This is a genomic window from Streptomyces sp. NPDC101219, assembly GCF_044767675.1.
GTDB lineage: Bacteria > Actinomycetota > Actinomycetes > Streptomycetales > Streptomycetaceae > Streptomyces.
The window spans coordinates 1-19,225 of the sequence record NZ_JBIWOK010000007.1; the positions used below are offsets into that span (position 1 = coordinate 1).

The window sequence follows — 19,225 nt, forward strand, 5'->3', positions numbered from 1 at the left end:
ACGCCCGGTTACATTCCGAACCCGGAAGCTAAGCCTTACAGCGCCGATGGTACTGCAGGGGGGACCCTGTGGGAGAGTAGGACGCCGCCGAACAATCTTTGGAAGGACCCCTGGTCACCAGCGTTCAGCTGGGACCAGGGGTCCTTTTTCATTTGCTTATGGCGCGCTGGGTACCCGGCTGCGCGAGATACTTGCGGTACCGAAGACAGGAGTCACCGATGTCCACCAACTCTCCCGACGACCGACCGGAGCGCGATCAGCGGCGACGGGACAGTGGTGACCGGTCCGAGCGTGGCGGCCAGCGCGGCGGTCCTCGTCGGAGTGACGACCGGGACCGCGGATTCCGCAGGGACGGTGACCGTCCTCCCTTCCGCCGCGACGACCGGGACCGCGACCGTGACCGGGGCGGCGACCGGGATCGTGGGTTCCGCCGCGATGACCGCGATGACCGCGGCGGCCGCGGCGGCCGGCCCGAGCGTGGTGGCTACCGTGGCCGTGATGACAACCGCGGTGGTGAGCGCGGCGGCTACGGCGGCGGCGGTGACGATCGCCGTGACGACCACCGGCGGGGCGGTGACCGGGAGCGGTACGGCTACCGACGGGACGACGACCGGGGCTTCGGCCGCCGCGATGACCGCCATGACAACCGCCGCGATGACCGCCGCGATGACCGCCGCGACGACCGGGCCGGCCGGGACGAGCGCGGCGGGTTCCGGCGTGAGGACAGTCGGGGTGGCGACCGTGGCGGCTACCGCGGCCGTGACGACCGTGGCGGCTACCGGGGCCGCGACGACGACCGTGGTCCCAGGGGCGGCGGTTTCCGCGGCCGTGACGACCGGACGGGCCGTGACGAGCGCGGTGACCGCGGCGGATTCCGCGGCCGGGACGACCGGGGCGGGTACCGCGGCCGGGACGACAACCGAGGCGACAGCCGCGGCGGAGACCGGGGCGGTTTCCGCCGCGAGGACAGTCGGGGCGGTGACCGTGGCGGATACCGCGGCCGTGACGACCGTGGTGATCGCGCCGAGCGGGGCGAGCGCGGTGGCTTCCGCCGCGACGACACCCGGGGCCGGGACGACTTCCGTGGCCGCGACGACCGCGCGGGAGACCGCGGCGGCTTCCGGAGCAGCCGGGACGACGACCGTGGCGGTGACCGCGGCGGATTCCGTGGCCGCGACGACCGCGGCAGCCGGCCCGAGCGCGGCGACTACCGACGCCGTGACGACAACCGCGGAGACCACCGCGGAGATCACCGCGGAGACCGCCGAGAGGACGGCCGGGGCGGCGACCGTGGCGGCTTCCGCCGCGACGACCGTGGTGACCGCGGCGGCTACCGCGGCCGGGACGACAGCCGTGGCGGCGATCGCGGCGGCTTCCGCGGGCGTGACGACCGCGGCCGTGGCGGCCCGCGTCGGGACGACCGGGGCGGCAGGCCGGGCGGCTTCCGTGGCCGGGACGACCGGCACGGCGGTGGACGCTTCCGCGACGACCGGGACCGCGACCGCGACCGGGACCGCGAGCCGATCAAGCGGCTGCCCATCCCCGAGGACGTCACCGGCGAGGAGATCGACAAGGACGTACGGCAGGAGCTGCAGAGCCTGCCCAAGACGCTCGCCGACGACGTGGCCAGGAACCTGGTGATGGTGGCCCGGCTGATCGACGAGGACCCCGAGGGTGCCTACGGCTACTCCAGGGTCGCCCTGCGTCTCGCCTCGCGCGTGGCCGCCGTGCGGGAGGCCGCAGGCTTCGCGGCGTACGCCAACCAGAAGTACGCCGAGGCACTCGCCGAGTTCCGTGCCGCCCGCCGGATGACCGGCACCGTCGACCTGTGGCCGCTCATGGCCGACTGCGAGCGCGGGCTCGGGCGGCCGGAGAAGGCACTGGACATGGCCGGCGCCCCCGAGGTGCACAAGCTGGACAAGGCCGGGCAGGTCGAGATGCGGCTCGTCGCGGCCGGCGCCCGGCGTGACCTGGGACAGCTGGACGCGGCCATCGTGACGCTGCAGAGCTCCGAGCTGGCGTCCAACTCGGTGCAGCCCTGGACGGCGCGCCTGCGGTACGCGTACGCCGACGCCCTGCTGGCCGCCGGCCGGGAGAGCGAGGCCCGTGAGTGGTTCGCGAAGGCCGTCGAGGCCGACCGGGACGGCAGCACGGACGCGTCCGACCGGCTGGCCGAGCTGGACGGCGTGGCCTTCGTCGACGCGCTGGACGAGGACGGGGAGCACCAGGACCGGAACCCGGCCCCTGTGAACCCCGACCGGGACGTGACGGAGAACCCGTCGGAGGGGGCCCCGTCGGTCGAGACCCCGGACGACGGCCCGTCGGACGAGAAGCACCTCGACGACGACCCGTCGGAGGGCGACACCGGGGCCTGACGCCCACCGTCCCCGACCCGTCTCCGATCCGCCCTCAGGGCGGTCGCGGACGGGTCGGGGTGAGCGCGGGACGAACGCGAGGAACGCGAGGAATGTGAAGAGCAGGAGGGGGCGGGCCGTCAGCGGCCCGCCCCCTCCCGTGTTCCCGTGTTCCCGCTCCCCGGCCCCTCAAAGGTCCAGGGCGCGCAGCACCAGGCCCGAGGCGGGCTTCGGGCCGAAGGACGTCGACTTGCGGGGCATGGTGACGCCCTGGCGGGCGAGGTCGCGGACGACCTCCTCGCGGACCGGGTGCATCAGCACGGCGGTACCGCCGTCGCGTTCCGCCTTCTCGACCGTCGCGGCGGTGTCGTGGATGTAGGCGATGTGCGCCGGGGAGTCCTCGGGGATCCGCCAGACGTGGTCGAGGAGAGCGGCGTGCAGGACGGTGGCGTCGAGGGTGCGCCAGGCCTCCGGGCGGTCGGCCGGGACCGTGCGGGCCAGCAGGTCCGGGTCCGGGCGGTCCACGAGGTGGAAGGCGCCGTTCCCGGCGAGCAGGAAGGCGTTGCCGTCGGCGGCGGCCTCCGCGAGGGCGTCCATGGCGGCCGGCAGCGGCACGTCGAGACGGCGGACGCGGAACAGGCCGTCGAGGGCGGCCAGGGCGTCCGCGACGGGCAGGCCGTGCAGCAGCCGGTGGATGGCGCGGACGCGCAGCGGATAGCGGGCCGTGTCGACGAGGAGCACGAGCCCGTGGTCCCAGGGGCTGGGGGAGGGGTGCTCCGACCGCAGCTTGCGGTAGGTGGCCCAGCGGTGGTGGCCGTCGGCGATGAGGGCCTGATGGACGGTCAGTTCGGCGCGGACCGCCTTCAGTTCCGCCGGGTCCGTGACGGACCACAGCCGGTGGTGGAAGCCGTCCTCCGTGGTGGTCGCGAACAGCGGCGGGCGGGCTGCCGTGCGCTCGATCAGGCCGGTGGTCGCGGTGGCGGGGGCCGGGTCGTCGCCGCGGTAGGTGAGCAGCAGGGGTTCGAGGTTGGCCGAGGTGGCGAGCATGAGGGCCGCGCGGTCGGCGACGATGTGCGGCATGACGTCCTCGTGGGGGAGGACCACCTGCTCCTCGGGGTCGGACACGCGGAGGGTGCCGATGAGTCCGCGTTGCAGCATCCCCTCGTCGTCGCGCTGCTCGTAGACGTACAGGCCGGGTTCCGGGTCCGCGGTCAGGACGCCCTGCGCGCGCCAGCGCTTCAGCGTGTCGGCGGCCTGGGCGTTGCGGACCTCGGGCGTGTCGGCCTCGGGCAGGATCAGCCGGACGATGTTGTACGGGTCCGCCGACTGGAGGTGGTGCAGGCCGTCGGGGCGGACGACGACGTCGTAGGGCGGGGATGTCACCGCTGCCAGGCTGCCGACCCGGTCGGGGTCGTAGCGGAGGCCTCGGAACGGGGTGAGTTCCAGGCCTCGGTGCGCCTTTGCTTCCGAGGGACCTGCAGTGTTCATCCCGGCATCGTACGGGTGCCGTGGGCATGGGGGATGATCGGGGGAATGCCGTCGAACGAGGAGCGATGCCGAATGAGCCGGAGCGTCAGGACGAGGCCCGAGAGCAGTGGACAGGCCCTGGCCGAGGCGTACGACACGGCGCTGCTGGACCTCGACGGTGTGGTGTACGCGGGCGGGAACGCGATCGCGTACGCCGTGGAGTCGCTGGCCACCGCCCGTCGGGGCGGCATGCGGCTGGCGTACGTGACGAACAACGCCCTGCGCACCCCGGACACCGTGGCGGCGCATCTGACGGAGCTGGGCATACCGACCGGCGCCGACGAAGTGATCACCTCCGCGCAGGCGGTGGCGCGGCTCATCAGCGAGCAGGTGCCGGCGGGCGCCCGCATCCTCGTGGTGGGCGGTGAGGGGCTGCGGGTCGCGCTGCGCGAGCGGGGTCTGGAGCCGGTGGAGTCGGCGGACGACGATCCGGTGGCGGTCGTGCAGGGCTACGGCGGGCCGGACCTCGCGTGGGGGCGGTTCGCGGAGGCGAGCTACGCCGTCGCCCGCGGGCTGCCGTGGTTCGCGTCCAACACGGACCTGACGATCCCCAGCGGCCGGGGGATCGCGCCGGGCAACGGCGCGGCTGTGGAGGTCGTCCGGATCGCCACCGGGGCCGAACCGCAGGTGGCGGGCAAGCCGCTGCCGCCCATGCACCGCGAGACGATCCTGCGGACCGGGGCCGAGCGGCCGCTGGTGGTGGGCGACCGCCTGGACACGGACATCGAGGGGGCGTACAACGGCGGGGTCGATTCGCTGCTGGTGCTGACCGGAGTGACGGACGGCGCGCGGCTGCTGTCCGCGCCGCCGCAGCACCGGCCGACGTACGTCGACGCCGACCTGCGCGGCATGCTGACGGGCCAGCCGGAGGTCGTCGCGGCGGGCGCGGGCTTCCGGTGCGGCGGCTGGACGGCGACGGCGGGGGGCGACCGGCTGGAACTGGACGGGGACGGCGGCGCCCTGGACGGGCTGCGCGCGTTGTGCGCGGCGGCCTGGAGCGCGGCCGGCGACGGTGTGTGCGCGCTGGACGCGGACAAGGCGCTCGCGCGGCTCGGGCTGTGAGCGGCGGGGCGCCGCCCGGCGGTTGGGCGGTGCCCGGTCGCGCCGGTCCCTGTCCGGCTTGCCTGGAAAGGGAGTTCCGGGGATCGTGATCCAATGGCAGGGTAGGCTAACCTAACTGCGTGTTGGTCGAGAGTCCCCCAGAACAGCGCGCGGCCCCTGCCCCCGCGCCCCGCAACCGTCGGGTGATGCGCGCCGTCGGGCTGCCGCTGTCCGTCGTGATCCTGCTCCTCGTCGCGGCGGCGAGCATCGCGATCGGCGCCAAGGAGCTGTCCCTGGAGCAGGTGTGGCACGGCCTGTTCCACGCGTCGGACACCTACGGGGACGTCGTCGTCGCCGACCGGCTCTCCCGGACCCTCCTCGGCGTGCTGGCCGGCGCGGCCCTCGGCCTGGCCGGAGCGGTGCTCCAGGCCCTCACCCGCAACCCGCTGGCCGACCCGGGACTGCTCGGCATCAACGCGGGTGCGTCCGCGGCGGTCGTCACCGCCATCACCTTCTTCGGCGTCACCTCGCTGTCGGGCTACGTGTGGTTCGCGTTCTGCGGGGCGGCGGCCGTCGGGGCGCTGGTGTGGTTCCTCGGCGGCAGCCGGAGCGCGACGCCGGTGCGGCTGGTCCTCGCCGGCACCGCCATCACGGCGGCGCTGTTCGGCTATCTCCAGGCCGTGATGATCCTCGACGACGCGGCCCTGGGGAAGATGCGTTTCTGGACGGTCGGGTCGCTGGCCGCGGCGGACGACGCGACCATCGGGCAGGTGCTGCCGTTCCTGCTGGCCGGCACGGCCCTGGCGCTGTCGCTGGCCCGCCCGCTGAACGCGATGGCCATGGGGGACGACACCGCGAAGGCGCTCGGCGCCAACCTGAACCGCACACGGGCGCTGTCCATGCTGGCCGCGACGGTCCTGTGCGGGGCCGCGACCGCCGCCTGCGGGCCGATCGTGTTCGTGGGCCTGATGGTGCCGCACGCCGTGCGGTCCTTCACCGGACCCGACCTGCGCTGGATCCTGCCCTACGCGGCGATCCTGTCGCCGGTGCTGCTGCTCGGCGCCGACGTGCTCGGCCGGGTCGTGGCGCGGCCCGCGGAGCTCCAGGTGGGGATCGTCACCGCGGTCATCGGCGGCCCGCTCTTCATCTTTCTGGTACGACGGCGGAGGACGGCCCAGCTGTGAAGACCAACCGTGCGGTGCGCACTCCCGGCGGGCTCTCGGTCCGGCTGGACGTCCGCGCCACCGTCGTCGTCGCGCTGCTGATGCTCGCGGCGCTCACCGCGAGCGTCGTGCTGATCGGTACCGGCGACTTCCCGATCCCGGCCGCGGACGTGGTGCGGACCCTGTTCGGGGAGGGCGACGCGGGCCAGGAGTTCATCATCACCGAGCTGCGGCTGCCGCGGGTCCTGGTCGGACTGCTGGTGGGTGCCTCGCTCGGCCTGGGCGGTGCGCTGTTCCAGTCCATCTCCCGCAACCCGCTCGGCAGTCCGGACGTGCTGGGGCTCGGGCAGGGCGCCACGGCCGGCGCGCTCGTCATGATCGTGCTGTTCTCCGGCTCGGCCGGCCAGGTCGCTCTCGGGGCCCTGGTCGGCGGGCTCGTGACCGGGTTCGCCATCTACGTCCTCGCCTGGAAGCGGGGCGTGCACGGATACCGGCTCGTCCTCGTCGGCATCGGCGTGTCGGCGATCGTCACCGCGGTCAACGGCTACCTGCTCACCAAGTCGGACATCGTCGACGCCGCCCGGGCGATCGTCTGGATCACCGGTTCCCTCGACGGCCGTGACTGGGCCCAGGTGTGGCCGCTGGCCGCCCTGTGCGCGGTGCTCGTCCCGCTGGTGCTGTCCCAGGCGCGGGGCCTGCGGCTGATGGAGATGGGCGACGACATCTCGTACGCCCTCGGGGTGCGGGTGGAGCGCGTGCGACTGCTGCTGATGCTGTCGGCCGTGCTGCTGACCGCCTCGGCGACCGCCGCCGCCGGGCCGGTGGGCTTCGTGGCGCTCACCGCGCCGCAGCTCGCCCGCCGCCTCACCCGCTCGCCGGGACCGAACCTCGTCGCGTCCCTGTGGATGGGCGCGGCCCTGCTGGTCACCGCCGACTGGATATCCCAGCGGGCGTTCGGCGCCGACCAGCTGCCGGTGGGCGTGGTCACCGGCGTGCTCGGCGGTGTCTACCTGCTGTGGCTGCTGGTGAGCGAGCGCCGGGCGGGCCGGATATGAGCGCGCGGAGCACCGACCGCAGCGGACTGAACAACCGAAGGAGCACCGTGAACCGACTGTCCGCCGACAACGTCACCCTCGCCTACGACCAGCGCGTCATCGCCGAGCAGCTGTCGGTGGAGATACCGGACAACTCCTTCACGGTGATCGTCGGGCCCAACGCCTGCGGCAAGTCGACCCTGCTGCGGGCGCTGTCCCGGATGCTCAAGCCGCAGCAGGGCCGGGTGCTGCTCGACGGGCAGCTCATCCAGTCGATGCCCGCCAAGAAGGTCGCCCGCACCCTCGGCCTGCTGCCGCAGTCGTCCATCGCGCCCGACGGGATCACCGTCGGCGACCTCGTCGGCCGCGGCCGGTACCCGCACCAGGGTCTCCTGCGCCAGTGGTCGGCCGAGGACGAGCGGGTCGTCCAGGAGTCGATGGCACGCACCGGCGTCGGCGACCTCGCCGACCGCCACGTCGACGAACTGTCCGGCGGCCAGCGGCAGCGGGTGTGGATCGCCATGGCGCTCGCCCAGCAGACGCCGCTGCTGCTGCTCGACGAGCCGACGACCTACCTGGACATTCACCACCAGATCGACGTCCTGGACCTGTGCGCGGAACTGCACGAGGAACACGGGCGCACCCTGGTCGCCGTGCTGCACGACCTCAACCACGCGGCCCGCTACGCCACCCACCTCATCGCGCTGCGCGAGGGGCAGGTCGTCGCCGAGGGCGCACCCCGGGACATCGTCACCGCGGGGCTGGTCGAGAAGGTCTTCGGACTGCGCTGCCAGATCATCGACGACCCGGAGACGGGCACCCCCCTGATCGTTCCGGCGGCGCGCCGGTCACGCTCCGCCGCGGCCGGAGACCGCGAGGCACGGGCCGGCAAGGCGCGGACCACGAAGGCGGAGACGGCGAAGGCGGAGACGGCGAAGGCGTCCTGAACGCTGCGCGGAGCGGTTCCAGGGGCCCGGCGCCCGCCGCCGGGCCGGCTACAGGAGCTTGCGCAGGTGGAACAGGTCGCGCAGGCCCGCCTCCAGCCGCACCCGGCCCGAGCCCCAGGCGCGGGCGAAGTGCAGTTCGCCGCCGACCAGGGCCACCAGGTCGTCACCCGTCATCGCGAGCCGTATCTGCGCCTTCTCCCGCGGCGGGCCGGGGTGGGTGTCGTACACGTGGATGCGTCCGCCGCCGAGCCGGCCGGTGAAGGTCACGTCCAGGTCGGTGATGTGGCAGCTGACGGAGCGGTCCAGCGCGGCGGCCGCGCGCACGTCCCCCCGTGCGCCGCTCATGGAGTCCGAGAGCTGGTCGAGTGCCGCACGGCACTCCTCGATCGTGGCCATCGCGGACGACGGTACCGCAGGCGTTCGCGGTAGCGTCGGGGCATGAACGACGCAGTGCCGCAGACCGGCGCCGGCCCGGCACCCGAGCAGGAGGCCGGTCCCCAGGCGTCGCCGGAACGGGACACCGGGCCCCAGGCGTCGCCGGAACGGGACACCGGGCCCCAGGCGTCGCCGGAACGGGACACCGGGGCGCAGCCGGCCGAGCCCCGTCCCGCGCCCGACCACCACCCCGCCGGGCCCGCGCCGCTGGGCGTGCCCCGCGTGGACACCGGCGCCCCCGAGGTGGACGCCCTGCTCGGGCGGCTGGCCGACGCCGACCACCTCACCACGGACGGCCACCTGGAGGTGTACGAGGATGTACACCGGGGGCTGCGCGACGCGCTGACCGCGCTCGACGCCCGCCCGGGACCCCCCGCACCCCCGTCGGCACACGGACACAGGAGCTGAACCGAACGTGGCAGGAGTCGCACGCCGCCGTCTCGACGCGGAGCTGGTACGCCGCAGGCTCGCGCGCTCGCGTGAACACGCCGGGCAGCTGATCGCCGCCGGGCGGGTCACCGTCGGCAAGACCGTTGCGACCAAGTCCGCCACCCAGGTGGAGACCGCCGCCGCGATCGTCGTCGCCGAGGACGCCGGGGACCCGGACTACGTCTCGCGCGGCGGCCACAAGCTGGCCGGCGCCCTCGAGGCGTTCGTGCCCGGCGGGCTGGTCGTGAAGGGGCGGCGGGCGCTCGACGCCGGCGCCTCCACCGGCGGCTTCACCGACGTCCTGCTGCGGGCCGGCGCGGCCCACGTGGTCGCCGTGGACGTCGGATACGGCCAACTTGCCTGGTCTCTCCGCAACGATGAACGCGTCACCGTCAAGGACCGTACGAACGTACGGGAGTTGACGCTCGAGGCGATCGATGGGGAGCCTGTGGATCTTGTCGTGGGGGATCTGTCCTTCATTCCGCTGGGGCTGGTGCTGCCCGCCCTGAAACGGTGCGCGCGGCCGGACGCCGACCTCGTGATGATGGTGAAGCCGCAGTTCGAGGTGGGCCGGGAACGGCTGGGCAGCGGCGGTGTCGTGCGCAGCCCCGCACTGCGCGCCGAGGCCGTGCGCGGCGTCGCGGCCACGGCGTGGGAGCTGGGGCTCGGCGCGAAGGGCGTGACGGCCAGTCCGCTGCCCGGACCGTCCGGGAATGTCGAATACTTTCTGTGGCTGCGGGCCGGGGCTGGTGCACTCGACGCGGCCGACGTTGACCGTGCTGTGGCGGAGGGGCCGCGTTGACCCAGAACCGAGCTCGTACTGTTTTCCTGCTCGCCCACACCGGGCGGCCCGCGGCCATCCGCAGTGCGGAACTGGTGGTCAAGGGACTGCTGCACTCCGGGCTCGGCGTGCGGGTGCTGGAGGACGAGGCGCGCGACCTGCCGCTGCCCGGCGACGTGGAGACCGTCAAGGAGGCCACCCCGCAGAGCCTCGACGGCTGCGAGCTGCTGATCGTGCTCGGCGGTGACGGCACCCTGCTGCGCGGCGCCGAGTTCGCCCGGGCCTCCGGGGTGCCCATGCTCGGCGTCAACCTCGGCCGGGTCGGCTTCCTCGCCGAAGCCGAGCGGGACGACCTCGACAAGGTCGTCGACCGCGTGGTGAGCCGCGCCTACGAGGTCGAGGAGCGGATGACCGTCGACGTCGTCGTGCACCGCAACGGCGACATCGTGCACACCGACTGGGCGCTCAACGAGGCGGCTGTGCAGAAGGTGTCCGCCGAGCGGATGCTGGAGGTCGTGCTGGAGATCGACGGGCGGCCCGTGACCGGGTTCGGCTGCGACGGCATCGTCTGCGCGACCCCCACCGGATCCACCGCCTACGCCTTCTCCGCCGGCGGCCCCGTGGTGTGGCCGGAGGTCGAGGCGCTGCTGATGGTGCCGATCAGCGCCCACGCGCTGTTCGCCAAGCCGCTGGTGACCTCCCCGGACTCGGTGCTCGCGGTGGAGATCCTGCCGCACGTCCCGCCGGGGGTGCTGTGGTGCGACGGACGGCGGACCGTGGAGCTGCCGACCGGCGCCCGGGTCGAGGTGCGGCGCGGTGCGGTGCCGGTCCGGCTGGCCCGGCTGCACCACGCCTCCTTCACGGACCGGCTGGTCGCGAAGTTCGCCCTCCCGGTGTCCGGCTGGCGCGGCGCCCCGCACTAGGGCCTCTCGTTCGGGTCAGGCCGGGCTCGCGGGCCCCGGCACCGCGCCTCGCCGCGTTGTCGTCGGTTGTCAGGGCTCCGCCCTGCCGCCCTCCTCCGCCTTGCGATCCGCCCCCACTGCCTGAACGGCATGGGAGGTACCCCCATCACCGGACCCCGCTCCCTGATCCGGCCTGATCCAAACAAAAGATCCCTAGCGCCTGGTCCCCGGCATGCCCGCGGCCCGAAGGAGTGGTTCCGCACCGCCGCCGACATCGGCCCGTTCGTGCGTGTTCGCGCTGTTCTGCGGGCCCCCGGGAGACGTCCGCTCCGGTGGGTGACGGGGGTGGGCCGCTCGCACGGGCGGGCCCGGACCTCGTAAGGTCTTCAGCGTGTTGGAGGAGATGCGGATACGGTCGCTCGGAGTGATCGACGACGCTGTCGTCGAGCTCTCGCCAGGCTTCACGGCCGTCACCGGTGAGACGGGGGCGGGCAAGACCATGGTGGTCACCAGCCTCGGCCTGTTGCTCGGCGGGCGCGCGGACGCGGCCCTGGTGCGGATCGGGGCCCGCAGCGCGGTCGTCGAGGGCCGGATCGCCGTGCCCGCGGACGCCGCGGCCGTCGTGCGCGCCGAGGAGGCCGGGGCCGAGCTCGACGACGGGACGCTGCTGGTCAGCCGTACCGTTTCCGCCGAGGGGCGCTCGCGGGCCCACCTGGGCGGCCGCAGCGTGCCCGTGGGCGTGCTCGCCGAGCTCGCCGACGAGCTGGTCGCCGTGCACGGCCAGACGGACCAGCAGGGGCTGCTGAAGCAGTCGCGGCAGCGGCAGGCGCTCGACCGGTACGCCGGATACGCGGTCGCCGTACCCCTGGGCAAGTACACCGAGGCGTACCGGCGGCTGCGCGCCGTCTCCGCGGAGCTCGAACAGATCACCACCCGCGCGCGGGAGCGGGCCCAGGAGGCGGACCTGCTGCGGTTCGGGCTCGACGAGATCGCCGCCGTGGAGCCGAGGGCCGGCGAGGACGTGGAGCTGGCGGAGGAGGCCGAGCGCCTCGGCCACGCCGAGGCGCTGGCGTCGGCCGCCGCGGCCGCGCACGCCGCGCTGGCGGGGAACCCGGAGGATCCCGAGGGCGTCGACGCGGGGACGCTCGTCGCGGGCGCCCAGCGCGCCCTGGAGGCCGTGCGGGCGCACGACCCGGCGCTGGCCGCGCTCACCGACCGGATCGGCGAGATCGGCATCGTGCTGCGCGACGTGGCGGGGGAGCTGGCGGGCTACGCCGACGACCTGGAGGCCGACCCGCTGCGGCTGGCGGCCGTCGAGGAACGGCGGGCCGCGCTGACCGGACTGACCCGCAAGTACGGCGAGGACGTCGGCGCGGTGCTGACCTGGGCCGAGCAGGCGGCGGCCCGGCTGACCGAGCTGGAGGGCGACGACGAGCGGATCGGCGAGCTCACCGCCGAACGCGACGCGCTGCGCGCCGAACTGGGCGAGCTGGCCCGGACGCTGTCCGAGGCGCGGGCCGAGGCAGCGGAGCGGTTCGCGGCGGCCGTGACGGCCGAGCTGGCCTCCTTGGCGATGCCGCACGCGCGGGTCTCCTTCGACATCCGGCAGACCGAGGATCCCGAGGGTGTCGAGGTCGGCGGCCGCACGGTCGCCTACGGGCCGTCGGGCGTCGACGAGGTCGAGCTCCTGCTCGCCCCGCACCCCGGGGCGCCGGCCCGGCCCATCGCCAAGGGCGCGTCGGGCGGTGAGCTGTCCCGGGTGATGCTGGCCGTGGAGGTGGTGTTCGCGGGCACGGACCCGGTCCCGACGTACCTGTTCGACGAGGTCGACGCCGGTGTCGGCGGCAAGGCGGCGGTGGAGATCGGCCGGCGCCTGGCGCGGCTGGCGAAGACCGCCCAGGTCGTGGTGGTGACGCATCTGCCGCAGGTGGCGGCGTTCGCCGACCGGCAGCTGCTGGTGGAGAAGACCGACGACGGGTCGGTCACCCGCTCCGGTGTGAAGGTGCTTGAAGGCGAGGAGCGCATCCGGGAGTTGTCCCGGATGCTGGCCGGGCAGGAGGACTCCGAGACGGCCCGGGCGCACGCGGAGGAACTGCTGGAGACGGCTCGGGCGGAGGTCTGACGGGCCGTCCGGGCAGGGTGCCTATGCTGACCGGATGACCGGCCGCCCCCAGTACGGGACCTTCGCAGCACTGGCACTCACCGCCGTTTCAGCAGGAGCCGTCGCCCGCCTGGGCACGGCCGCGCTCCGGGCCCGGCCGCCCGGCGGCCCGGCGCTCTGGGAGCGGCGCAACCACGCCGGGCGCACCGTCACGCTGCACGCGGGCCCGGCCGTCGCGCTCGCCGCCGCCGTCGGGGCGGGCGTCGTGCGGCCCGCCGCCGGGGCGGCCGTGCTGGTGGCCGGCGCCTGCGGCGCGTACGACGACGTCGCCGGGGCCCGCGACCCGCGGCGCGGGTTCCGGGCCCACCTCGGCGCGCTGCGGCACGGCGAGGTGACCAGCGGCGCCGTCAAGCTGTTCGGGATCTCCGCGGCGGGCCTCGCCGCGGGCGCCGCGCTGCGGGACCGGCCGCTCGACCGGCTGCTCGCCGGGATCGTGATCGCCGGGACCGCCCACGCCGTCAACCTCGTCGACGTCCGGCCCGGCCGGGCTGCCACGGCCGTGCTCGCCCTGGCGGCGCCGGGGCTCGCGCGCCGGGACCCCGTGACGGCCAGGACGGCCGCCGCCGCTGCCGGAGCCGCCGCGGCCGTGCTGCCCGACGACCTCGACGAGCGCGTGATGCTCGGTGACGCGGGGGCGCACGCCCTGGGCGCCGCGCTCGGCGCGGCGATCGTCGCCGGGTCGGGGCGGGCCGGACTGTCCGCCCACGCCGCCGCCCTGGTCGCCCTCGCGGCGTGCGGCGACCGGGTGAGCGCGGTGGCGCGCCGCCCGCTGCGCGCGCCCCGCCGGAACCTCACCCTCCTTCACTCGTACGGGTGAAAGAGGCGTCCGCCGTGTCCCGGGCGGCCCCGGCCGGCCGGTCCGGAACGCCCGTACGCCCTGGCATCCTTGACGGAGTACGCGAAGGAAACCGCGCGGTCCACCCCCTCCGCGTGATCCTTCTGTACGTTCTTCGTGACCGCCCGACCCGAACCAGGAGCCCGGCCACGTGACCGCCGCGAGCAGCCACTCACCGCACGGCCAGTCGCCGCTGCGCACCGTGCAGGTGCTGGGCGGGGGCAACGCCACCAGCAGCACGCACGTGCGGTCGCTGGCGGCGGGGCTCGTCGCACGGGGCGTGCGGGTCACGGTGTGCGCCCCCTTCGAGGCGGAACGCACCTACGATTTCAGCGGCACCGGGGCCGCCCACGTGCACGTGCCCCGCAGCAGCGACCCGGGCTCGGTCGCCGCACTGCGGTCGGTCTGCACGCACGCCGACCTGGTCCACGCACACGGGCTGCACGCCTCCTTCCGCGCCGCGCTCGCCCTCAGCGGCAGGCGCACCCCCCTCGTCGTCACCTGGCACGACCGGGCGCACGCGGACGGGCCGCGCGCCCACTTCCTGCGGCTGCTGGAACGCCGGGTCGCCAAGGCGGCCACCGTGGTGTTCGGGACGACGTCCGCCCTGGTGGACCGGGCCCGGCGCACCGGCGCGCGCGACGCCCGGCTCGCCGCCGTCGCGCTGCCCGCCCCGCGCCCCGTCGCCGACCCCCGGGACCCGGACCGGCTGCGGCCCAAGGTGCGGGCCGAACTCGGCGCCACCGGCCGCCCGTTGATGATCGCCGCGGGGGCGCTGGAACGGCACCGCGGCTACCGCACCCTGCTGGACGCCGCGCAGGCCTGGCGGCGGCTCGACCCGCCTCCGCTGGTCGTCGTCGCCGGAGAGGGGACGCTGCGGGGCGAACTCCAGCGCCGGATCGAGCAGGAGGACCTGCCGGTGCGCCTCCTCGGCCGGCGCGACGACGTCACCGACCTGCTCGCCGCCGCCGACATCGCGCTGCTGCCCAGCCGGTGGGAGGCGCGCTCCGCGTTCGCCCAGGACGCCCTGCACGCGCGCGTGCCGCTGGTGGCGACCCGGGTGGGCGGCACCCCGGAACTCGTCGGGGACGCCGCCGAACTCGTCCCGTACGGCAACGCCCGCGCCCTCGCCGACGCCGCCCTGCGCCTGCTGGCGGAACCGGCGCGCCGGGAGGAACTGCGCGCCCGGGGCGCCCGGCAGGCGGCCGGCTGGCCCAGCGAGGACGAGACGGTCGCCCAGGTGCTCAGCGTGTACGACGAGCTGACCCGCCCGCTGCCGCTGATCTGACGCGCCCGCGCCCGGCGGATGCCGGGGTCAGGGCACGTGCCGCCGCGCCCGCAGCGCCAGGCTGAGCGCCAGCACCGTGTGCGGGTCGTCCAGGTCGCTGCCCAGCAACTCGCCCAGGCGGGCCAGGCGGTTGTAGAGCGTCTGGCGGTTCAGGTGCAGCTCCCGCGCCGTCTCCGCCTTGCGTCCCGCGTGCGCCAGATACGTCTGCAGCGTCGGCAGCAGCGGCGGCCGGGAGCGGCGGTCGTGCTCCAGCACCGGGCCGATCGCCCGGTTCACGAAGGCCGCCAGGTCCGGGTGGTCCCGCAGCCGCCACAGCAGCAGGTCGATGTCCAGGCGGCGGGCGTCGTACCAGGGCCGCTCCGGCAGGCCCTGCGCCGCCGTCGCCGTCTCCGCCGCGTGCCGCAGCCCGGCCGCCGCGGCGGCCCATCCGCCGGCCGGCCCGACCACCACCACCGGCGGCGGCGCGCCCGCCCGCCGCATGCCCGCCCGCTCCACACCGGCCCGCAGCGCCGCCGCCACCCGGTCCGCGACCCCCGGCCGGTCCGCCTCCGCGCGCAGCCCCAGCAGCAGCGGCACCCGGCCCTCCACCGGCCGCACCCCGAGCAGCACCGGCACCCCGAGCGAGGCCAGCTCCTCGGCGACCGCCCGGGCCAGCACCGCCCAGCCACCCCCGTGCGGGGACAGGGCGTCGCCCAGCCGCATCACCACCGGCAGCAGGGGCCCGCCGCCCGGCTTGAAACCCAGGACCCGCGCCTGCGCGGGCGCGTCCTCCGGCCCCACCCGGCCCTCGGCCAGGTCGGACAGGAAGTCCCCTCGCCCGCGGGCCGCCAGCTCCTCCTCCTGGCGGGCCTGCATCAGCACCACGGCGAGGATGTCGGCCGTGCGCTCCGCCGCCATGCGGTGCACCGGCGCCGTGGGGCTGCGTACCGGCAGCAGCACCAGCCGCGCCCGCACGCCGCCGCTGCCCGGGCCGCCGCCGGGCACGTCGACCAGGACCGACCCGGCCGGCGGGTCGTCCTGGTGGCGGTCCCGCAGCCCCTCCCACACCTGGAGCGGGTCGGCGCCCTCGGGGCCCTCTCCCGCCGCGTACAGCAGCCGGCCGTCGCCCGTCTCCAGGAAGACCGGGTTGCCGGTGAACCCGCCCAGGATCTCCAGCACCTGCGGCACCCCGCCGCCGCTCAGCAGCGCCTCGGTGCAGCGCCGGTGCACCTCGTCGGCGCGCTGGAGCAGCGCGTAGTGGCCGTTGACGATCTCGGTGTGGATCTCCTCCGTCACCGTCACGAACGGCACCTGGCGGTGCAGTTGGACCAGCGGCAGCTCCGCCGCGCGGGCGGTGTCCACCAGGGCCGCGGGCAGCCGGGTGAAGCGGGTGCCGAGCTCCACGACCAGGGCGGCGATGCCCCGTTCGGCCAGCGTGCGCACGAACGCCCGCTGGTCGGCGGGGCGGTTGCCCATGCCGTAGCCGGTGGTCAGCAGCAGCTCGCCGCCCTTGAGCAGCGAGGCGATGTTGGGCACCTCGCCCGCGTGCACCCAGCGCACGGTGCGCTCCAGCCCGCCGGTGCCCGCCACCACCTCGGGCAGCCCGCTGCGCAGGCCGGGCAGTTCCAGTGCCCGCCGCACGGTGATGCCGGTGTCCCGGGCCACCCGCCCGTCGTTCCCGCTGTTCCCGCCGCTGTCCATGGACCGGACGCTACCCGCGCGGACGCCCCGCGGGCACCTCGCCGCCCGCCGGGCGTGCCGTCAGCCGGGCGGGATGTTGTGGTTGAACCGGAACACGTTGTCCGGGTCGTAGTGCCGCTTCAGCTCCCGCAGCCGGCCGGCGTTCCCGGCGCCCTGCCCGGAGACGCTGTGGCCGCCGCCGCCGCGCACCGCGACGGGCAGCTCCAGCTCCCGGCCGAAGCGCACGGGCCGCACCACGTCGTCCTCGCCGGCGCACCGCGCGATCACGGCGACCCGCCGGTCGATCATGGCGTGGTGGACGGTCCGTGCCTCGTCGTAGCCCGGTGAGTCCGGGGTGAACACCGGGCCGGTGAGTTCCTCGCGCAGCGCGGCCACCGCCGCACCCGCGGTGGGGAGGGAGGTCAGGGCCGCCCCTTCCGGAAAGTGGGGCTGCCGTCTGTCCTCAGCCCAGGCAGGTGCGGCGGTGCCCTCCTGTCGGGCCGCGGGGCGGCGCGGGGCCCGACAGGGCGGCGCGGGACCGGGGCGCGTCAGCCCCCGTACGCCCCGGACGCCGTCAGGCGCAGGGCCGTGTCGATCAGCGGGACGTGGCTGAAAGCCTGCGGGAAGTTGCCGACCTGGCGCTGCAGCCGCGGGTCCCACTCCTCCGCGAGCAGACCGAGGTCGTTGCGCAGGCCCAGCAGCTTCTCGAACAGCCGGCGGGCCTCGTCCACCCGGCCGATCATCGCCAGGTCGTCGGCCATCCAGAACGAGACGGCGAGGAACGCGCCCTCGTCGCCGGGCAGGCCGTCGACGCCCTCGTCCTTGCCCTCCGTCGGGTAGCGCAGGATGAAGCCGTCGGGCGTGGACAGCTCCCGCTGGATCGCCTCGATGGTGCCGATGACCCGCTTGTCGTCCGGCGGCAGGAAGCCCACCTGCGGGATCAGCAGCAGCGCCGCGTCCAGCTCCTTGGAGCCGTAGGACTGCGTGAAGGTGTTGCGCTCCTTGTCGTAGCCCTTGTCGCACACGTCACGGTGGATCTCGTCGCGCAGCTGCTTCCAGCGCTCCAGCGGGCCGTCCACCTCGCCGGACTCGATCAGCTTGATGGTGCGGTCCACGGCCACCCAGGCCATCACCTTGGAGTGCACGAAGTGGCGGCGCGGGCCGCGCACCTCCCAGATGCCCTCGTCGGGCTCCTGCCAGTGCTTCTCCAGGTAGTGGATCAGCTTCAGCTGGAGCAGCGAGGCGTAGTCGTTGCGCGCCAGCCCGGTCATGTGGGCCAGGTGCAGGGCCTCGGTGACCTCGCCGTAGACGTCCAGCTGGAGCTGGTGGGCGGCGCCGTTGCCGACCCGGACGGGGGCGGAGTTCTCGTAGCCGGGCAGCCAGTCCAGCTCGGCCTCGCCGAGCTCGCGCTCCCCGGCGATGCCGTACATGATCTGCAGGTTCTCCGGGTCGCCCGCCACCGCCCGCAGCAGCCACTCGCGCCAGGCGCGGGCCTCCTCCCGGTAGCCGGTGCGCAGCAGCGACGACAGGGTGATCGCGGCGTCCCGCAGCCAGGTGTAGCGGTAGTCCCAGTTGCGGACCCCGCCGATGTCCTCGGGCAGGGAGGTGGTGGGGGCGGCGACGATGCCGCCGGTGGGCGCGTAGGTCAGCGCCTTCAGCGTGATCAGGGAGCGGATCACGGCCTCGCGGTAGGGGCCGTGGTAGGTGCAGTGCTCGACCCACTCGCGCCAGAAGTCCTCCGTGGCCTCCAGTGACTGCTCCGGCTCCGGCAGCGCCGGGGGCTCCTTGTGCGACGGCTCCCAGGACAGGGTGAACGCCATCCGCTCACCCGGCGCCACCGTGAAGTCCGAGTACGTCGTCAGGTCCTTGCCGTAGGTGTCGGCGGCCGTGTCGTACCAGACGGAGTCCGGCCCCGCCACGGCGACCGTGCGGCCCTCGTGGCGGTGGACCCACGGCACCACCCGGCCGTAGGAGAACCGCATCCGCAGCGCCGAACGCATCGGCACCCGGCCGGAGACGCCCTCCACGATCCGGATCAGCTGGGGCGCGCCGTCACGCGGCGGCATGAAATCCGTCACCCGCACCGTGCCGCGCGGGGTGTCCCACTCCGACTCCAGGATCAGCGAGTCACCGCGGTAACGGCGCCGCGTGGAGGAAGGGGGCTGCTGGTCGTCGGCGTGGGCGGGGCCGAGCCGCCAGAAGCCGTGTTCCTCGGTGCCCAGCAGACCGGCGAAGATGGCGTGGGAATCGAAGCGGGGCAGGCACAGCCAGTCCACTGTGCCGTCCCGGCAGACCAGAGCGGCGGTCTGCATGTCTCCGATGAGTGCGTAGTCTTCGATGCGCCCGGCCACGTGCAACTCCAGTCGAACGGCCACGTCACCCCGCAAAGGGGCTGTCGCTTGGTGCGGTCAAGGGGTTTGTGCAATGCGTCGTTGAGCCACGAAGCAAAGCAGTTGCTCGGCCACGAGGGCAAAGCGCCAATTGTTGCTCAACGAACTGACGAGCTCCGGTTGTTCCGGTGCGACGGACGGGGGTGGTGCCGTTCGGCCGGCCCTGCTCGGCAGCGAGTGTCCGAGCAGGATACGACGCACGTAGATGATCTGTGTGCCGCTCCGGGCAACGCGGCTGCGCCGAACGGGTGAGCAGCGGGTGAGGGACCGGTGCCCGGG

General features: G+C 74.8%; 17 protein-coding genes and 1 rRNA gene. 12 read left to right on the forward strand and 6 right to left on the reverse strand.

Annotated features, from left to right (window positions below; translation table 11 throughout):
- Positions 1–93 (forward strand): 5S ribosomal RNA (gene rrf / locus ACIRPP_RS15185); the annotation flags it as partial.
- A gap of 119 nt (positions 94–212) precedes the next feature.
- Here the strand turns inward: rrf and ACIRPP_RS15190 are convergent.
- The gene (locus tag ACIRPP_RS15190; protein WP_403643081.1) at positions 213–1,466 is read right to left on the reverse strand and encodes a hypothetical protein; all 1,254 of its coding nucleotides are present in this window, start codon (positions 1,464–1,466) and stop codon (positions 213–215) included.
- A 66-nt stretch (positions 1,467–1,532) separates the two neighbouring features.
- Here ACIRPP_RS15190 and ACIRPP_RS15195 point away from each other — a divergent pair, with 66 nt between their 5' ends.
- A complete protein-coding gene (locus ACIRPP_RS15195; RefSeq protein ID WP_403643034.1) occupies positions 1,533–2,375 on the forward strand; it encodes a hypothetical protein in 843 nt (280 codons plus the stop codon).
- Positions 2,376–2,543: 168 nt separating this feature from the next.
- On the opposite strand, the gene ACIRPP_RS15200 is transcribed toward ACIRPP_RS15195, so the two are convergent.
- Positions 2,544–3,842 (reverse strand): DUF1015 family protein, encoded by a 1,299-nt coding sequence (locus tag ACIRPP_RS15200; RefSeq protein ID WP_403642211.1) that lies wholly within the window; start codon positions 3,840–3,842, stop codon positions 2,544–2,546.
- Between the two features lie 72 nt (positions 3,843–3,914).
- Between ACIRPP_RS15200 and ACIRPP_RS15205 the strand changes: the two genes are divergently transcribed.
- From ACIRPP_RS15205 to ACIRPP_RS15220, 4 genes are all read left to right on the forward strand, one after another.
- Positions 3,915–4,943 carry an HAD-IIA family hydrolase gene (locus ACIRPP_RS15205; protein WP_403642214.1) on the forward strand — a complete coding sequence of 343 codons (1,029 nt, stop codon included), beginning with the start codon at positions 3,915–3,917 and terminating at the stop codon, positions 4,941–4,943.
- Positions 4,944–5,062: 119 nt separating this feature from the next.
- Positions 5,063–6,106: a FecCD family ABC transporter permease gene (locus tag ACIRPP_RS15210; protein WP_403642216.1), complete on the forward strand. Its 1,044-nt coding sequence runs from the start codon at positions 5,063–5,065 to the stop codon at positions 6,104–6,106.
- Positions 6,103–7,140, forward strand: coding sequence for an iron chelate uptake ABC transporter family permease subunit (locus ACIRPP_RS15215; RefSeq protein ID WP_164333716.1), 1,038 nt, complete (start codon positions 6,103–6,105; stop codon positions 7,138–7,140). Before ACIRPP_RS15210 ends, ACIRPP_RS15215 begins: the two co-directional genes overlap by 4 nt.
- The gene (locus ACIRPP_RS15220) at positions 7,137–8,066 is read left to right on the forward strand and encodes an ABC transporter ATP-binding protein (protein WP_403642221.1); all 930 of its coding nucleotides are present in this window, start codon (positions 7,137–7,139) and stop codon (positions 8,064–8,066) included. Before ACIRPP_RS15215 ends, ACIRPP_RS15220 begins: the two co-directional genes overlap by 4 nt.
- A gap of 48 nt (positions 8,067–8,114) precedes the next feature.
- Here ACIRPP_RS15220 and ACIRPP_RS15225 read toward each other — a convergent pair whose 3' ends face one another.
- Positions 8,115–8,462 (reverse strand): sterol-binding protein, encoded by a 348-nt coding sequence (locus ACIRPP_RS15225; protein WP_403642224.1) that lies wholly within the window; start codon positions 8,460–8,462, stop codon positions 8,115–8,117.
- Positions 8,463–8,504: 42 nt separating this feature from the next.
- Here ACIRPP_RS15225 and ACIRPP_RS15230 point away from each other — a divergent pair, with 42 nt between their 5' ends.
- The 6 genes from ACIRPP_RS15230 to ACIRPP_RS15255 all read left to right on the forward strand — a co-directional run bounded on the left by ACIRPP_RS15230 (position 8,505) and on the right by ACIRPP_RS15255 (position 14,897).
- Positions 8,505–8,909: a hypothetical protein gene (locus tag ACIRPP_RS15230; RefSeq protein ID WP_403642226.1), complete on the forward strand. Its 405-nt coding sequence runs from the start codon at positions 8,505–8,507 to the stop codon at positions 8,907–8,909.
- 7 nt (positions 8,910–8,916) lie between these two features.
- Entirely contained in the window at positions 8,917–9,732 is an 816-nt protein-coding gene (locus ACIRPP_RS15235; RefSeq protein ID WP_403642229.1) for a TlyA family RNA methyltransferase, read from the forward strand.
- Positions 9,729–10,634 (forward strand): NAD kinase, encoded by a 906-nt coding sequence (locus ACIRPP_RS15240; RefSeq protein ID WP_164332989.1) that lies wholly within the window; start codon positions 9,729–9,731, stop codon positions 10,632–10,634. Before ACIRPP_RS15235 ends, ACIRPP_RS15240 begins: the two co-directional genes overlap by 4 nt.
- Positions 10,635–11,016: 382 nt before the next feature.
- Positions 11,017–12,735: a DNA repair protein RecN gene (gene recN / locus ACIRPP_RS15245; protein WP_403643037.1), complete on the forward strand. Its 1,719-nt coding sequence runs from the start codon at positions 11,017–11,019 to the stop codon at positions 12,733–12,735.
- Positions 12,736–12,769: 34 nt separating this feature from the next.
- On the forward strand, positions 12,770–13,591 hold the full coding sequence (locus tag ACIRPP_RS15250) for a hypothetical protein (protein ID WP_403642231.1): 822 nt from the start codon (positions 12,770–12,772) through the stop codon (positions 13,589–13,591).
- A gap of 169 nt (positions 13,592–13,760) precedes the next feature.
- Positions 13,761–14,897 carry a glycosyltransferase family 4 protein gene (locus ACIRPP_RS15255; RefSeq protein WP_403642234.1) on the forward strand — a complete coding sequence of 379 codons (1,137 nt, stop codon included), beginning with the start codon at positions 13,761–13,763 and terminating at the stop codon, positions 14,895–14,897.
- Positions 14,898–14,924: 27 nt separating this feature from the next.
- Here the strand turns inward: ACIRPP_RS15255 and ACIRPP_RS15260 are convergent, their stop codons facing one another.
- From ACIRPP_RS15260 to ACIRPP_RS15270, 3 genes are all read right to left on the reverse strand, one after another.
- Positions 14,925–16,577 carry a PucR family transcriptional regulator gene (locus ACIRPP_RS15260; protein WP_403642237.1) on the reverse strand — a complete coding sequence of 551 codons (1,653 nt, stop codon included), beginning with the start codon at positions 16,575–16,577 and terminating at the stop codon, positions 14,925–14,927.
- A 60-nt stretch (positions 16,578–16,637) separates the two neighbouring features.
- Complete coding sequence (locus ACIRPP_RS15265; protein ID WP_403643040.1) at positions 16,638–16,982, reverse strand: BBE domain-containing protein; 345 nt, start codon at positions 16,980–16,982, stop codon at positions 16,638–16,640.
- Between the two features lie 122 nt (positions 16,983–17,104).
- Positions 17,105–18,907, reverse strand: coding sequence for a glycoside hydrolase family 15 protein (locus ACIRPP_RS15270; RefSeq protein ID WP_403643042.1), 1,803 nt, complete (start codon positions 18,905–18,907; stop codon positions 17,105–17,107).
- Between the last annotated feature and the right edge of the window lie 318 nt (positions 18,908–19,225).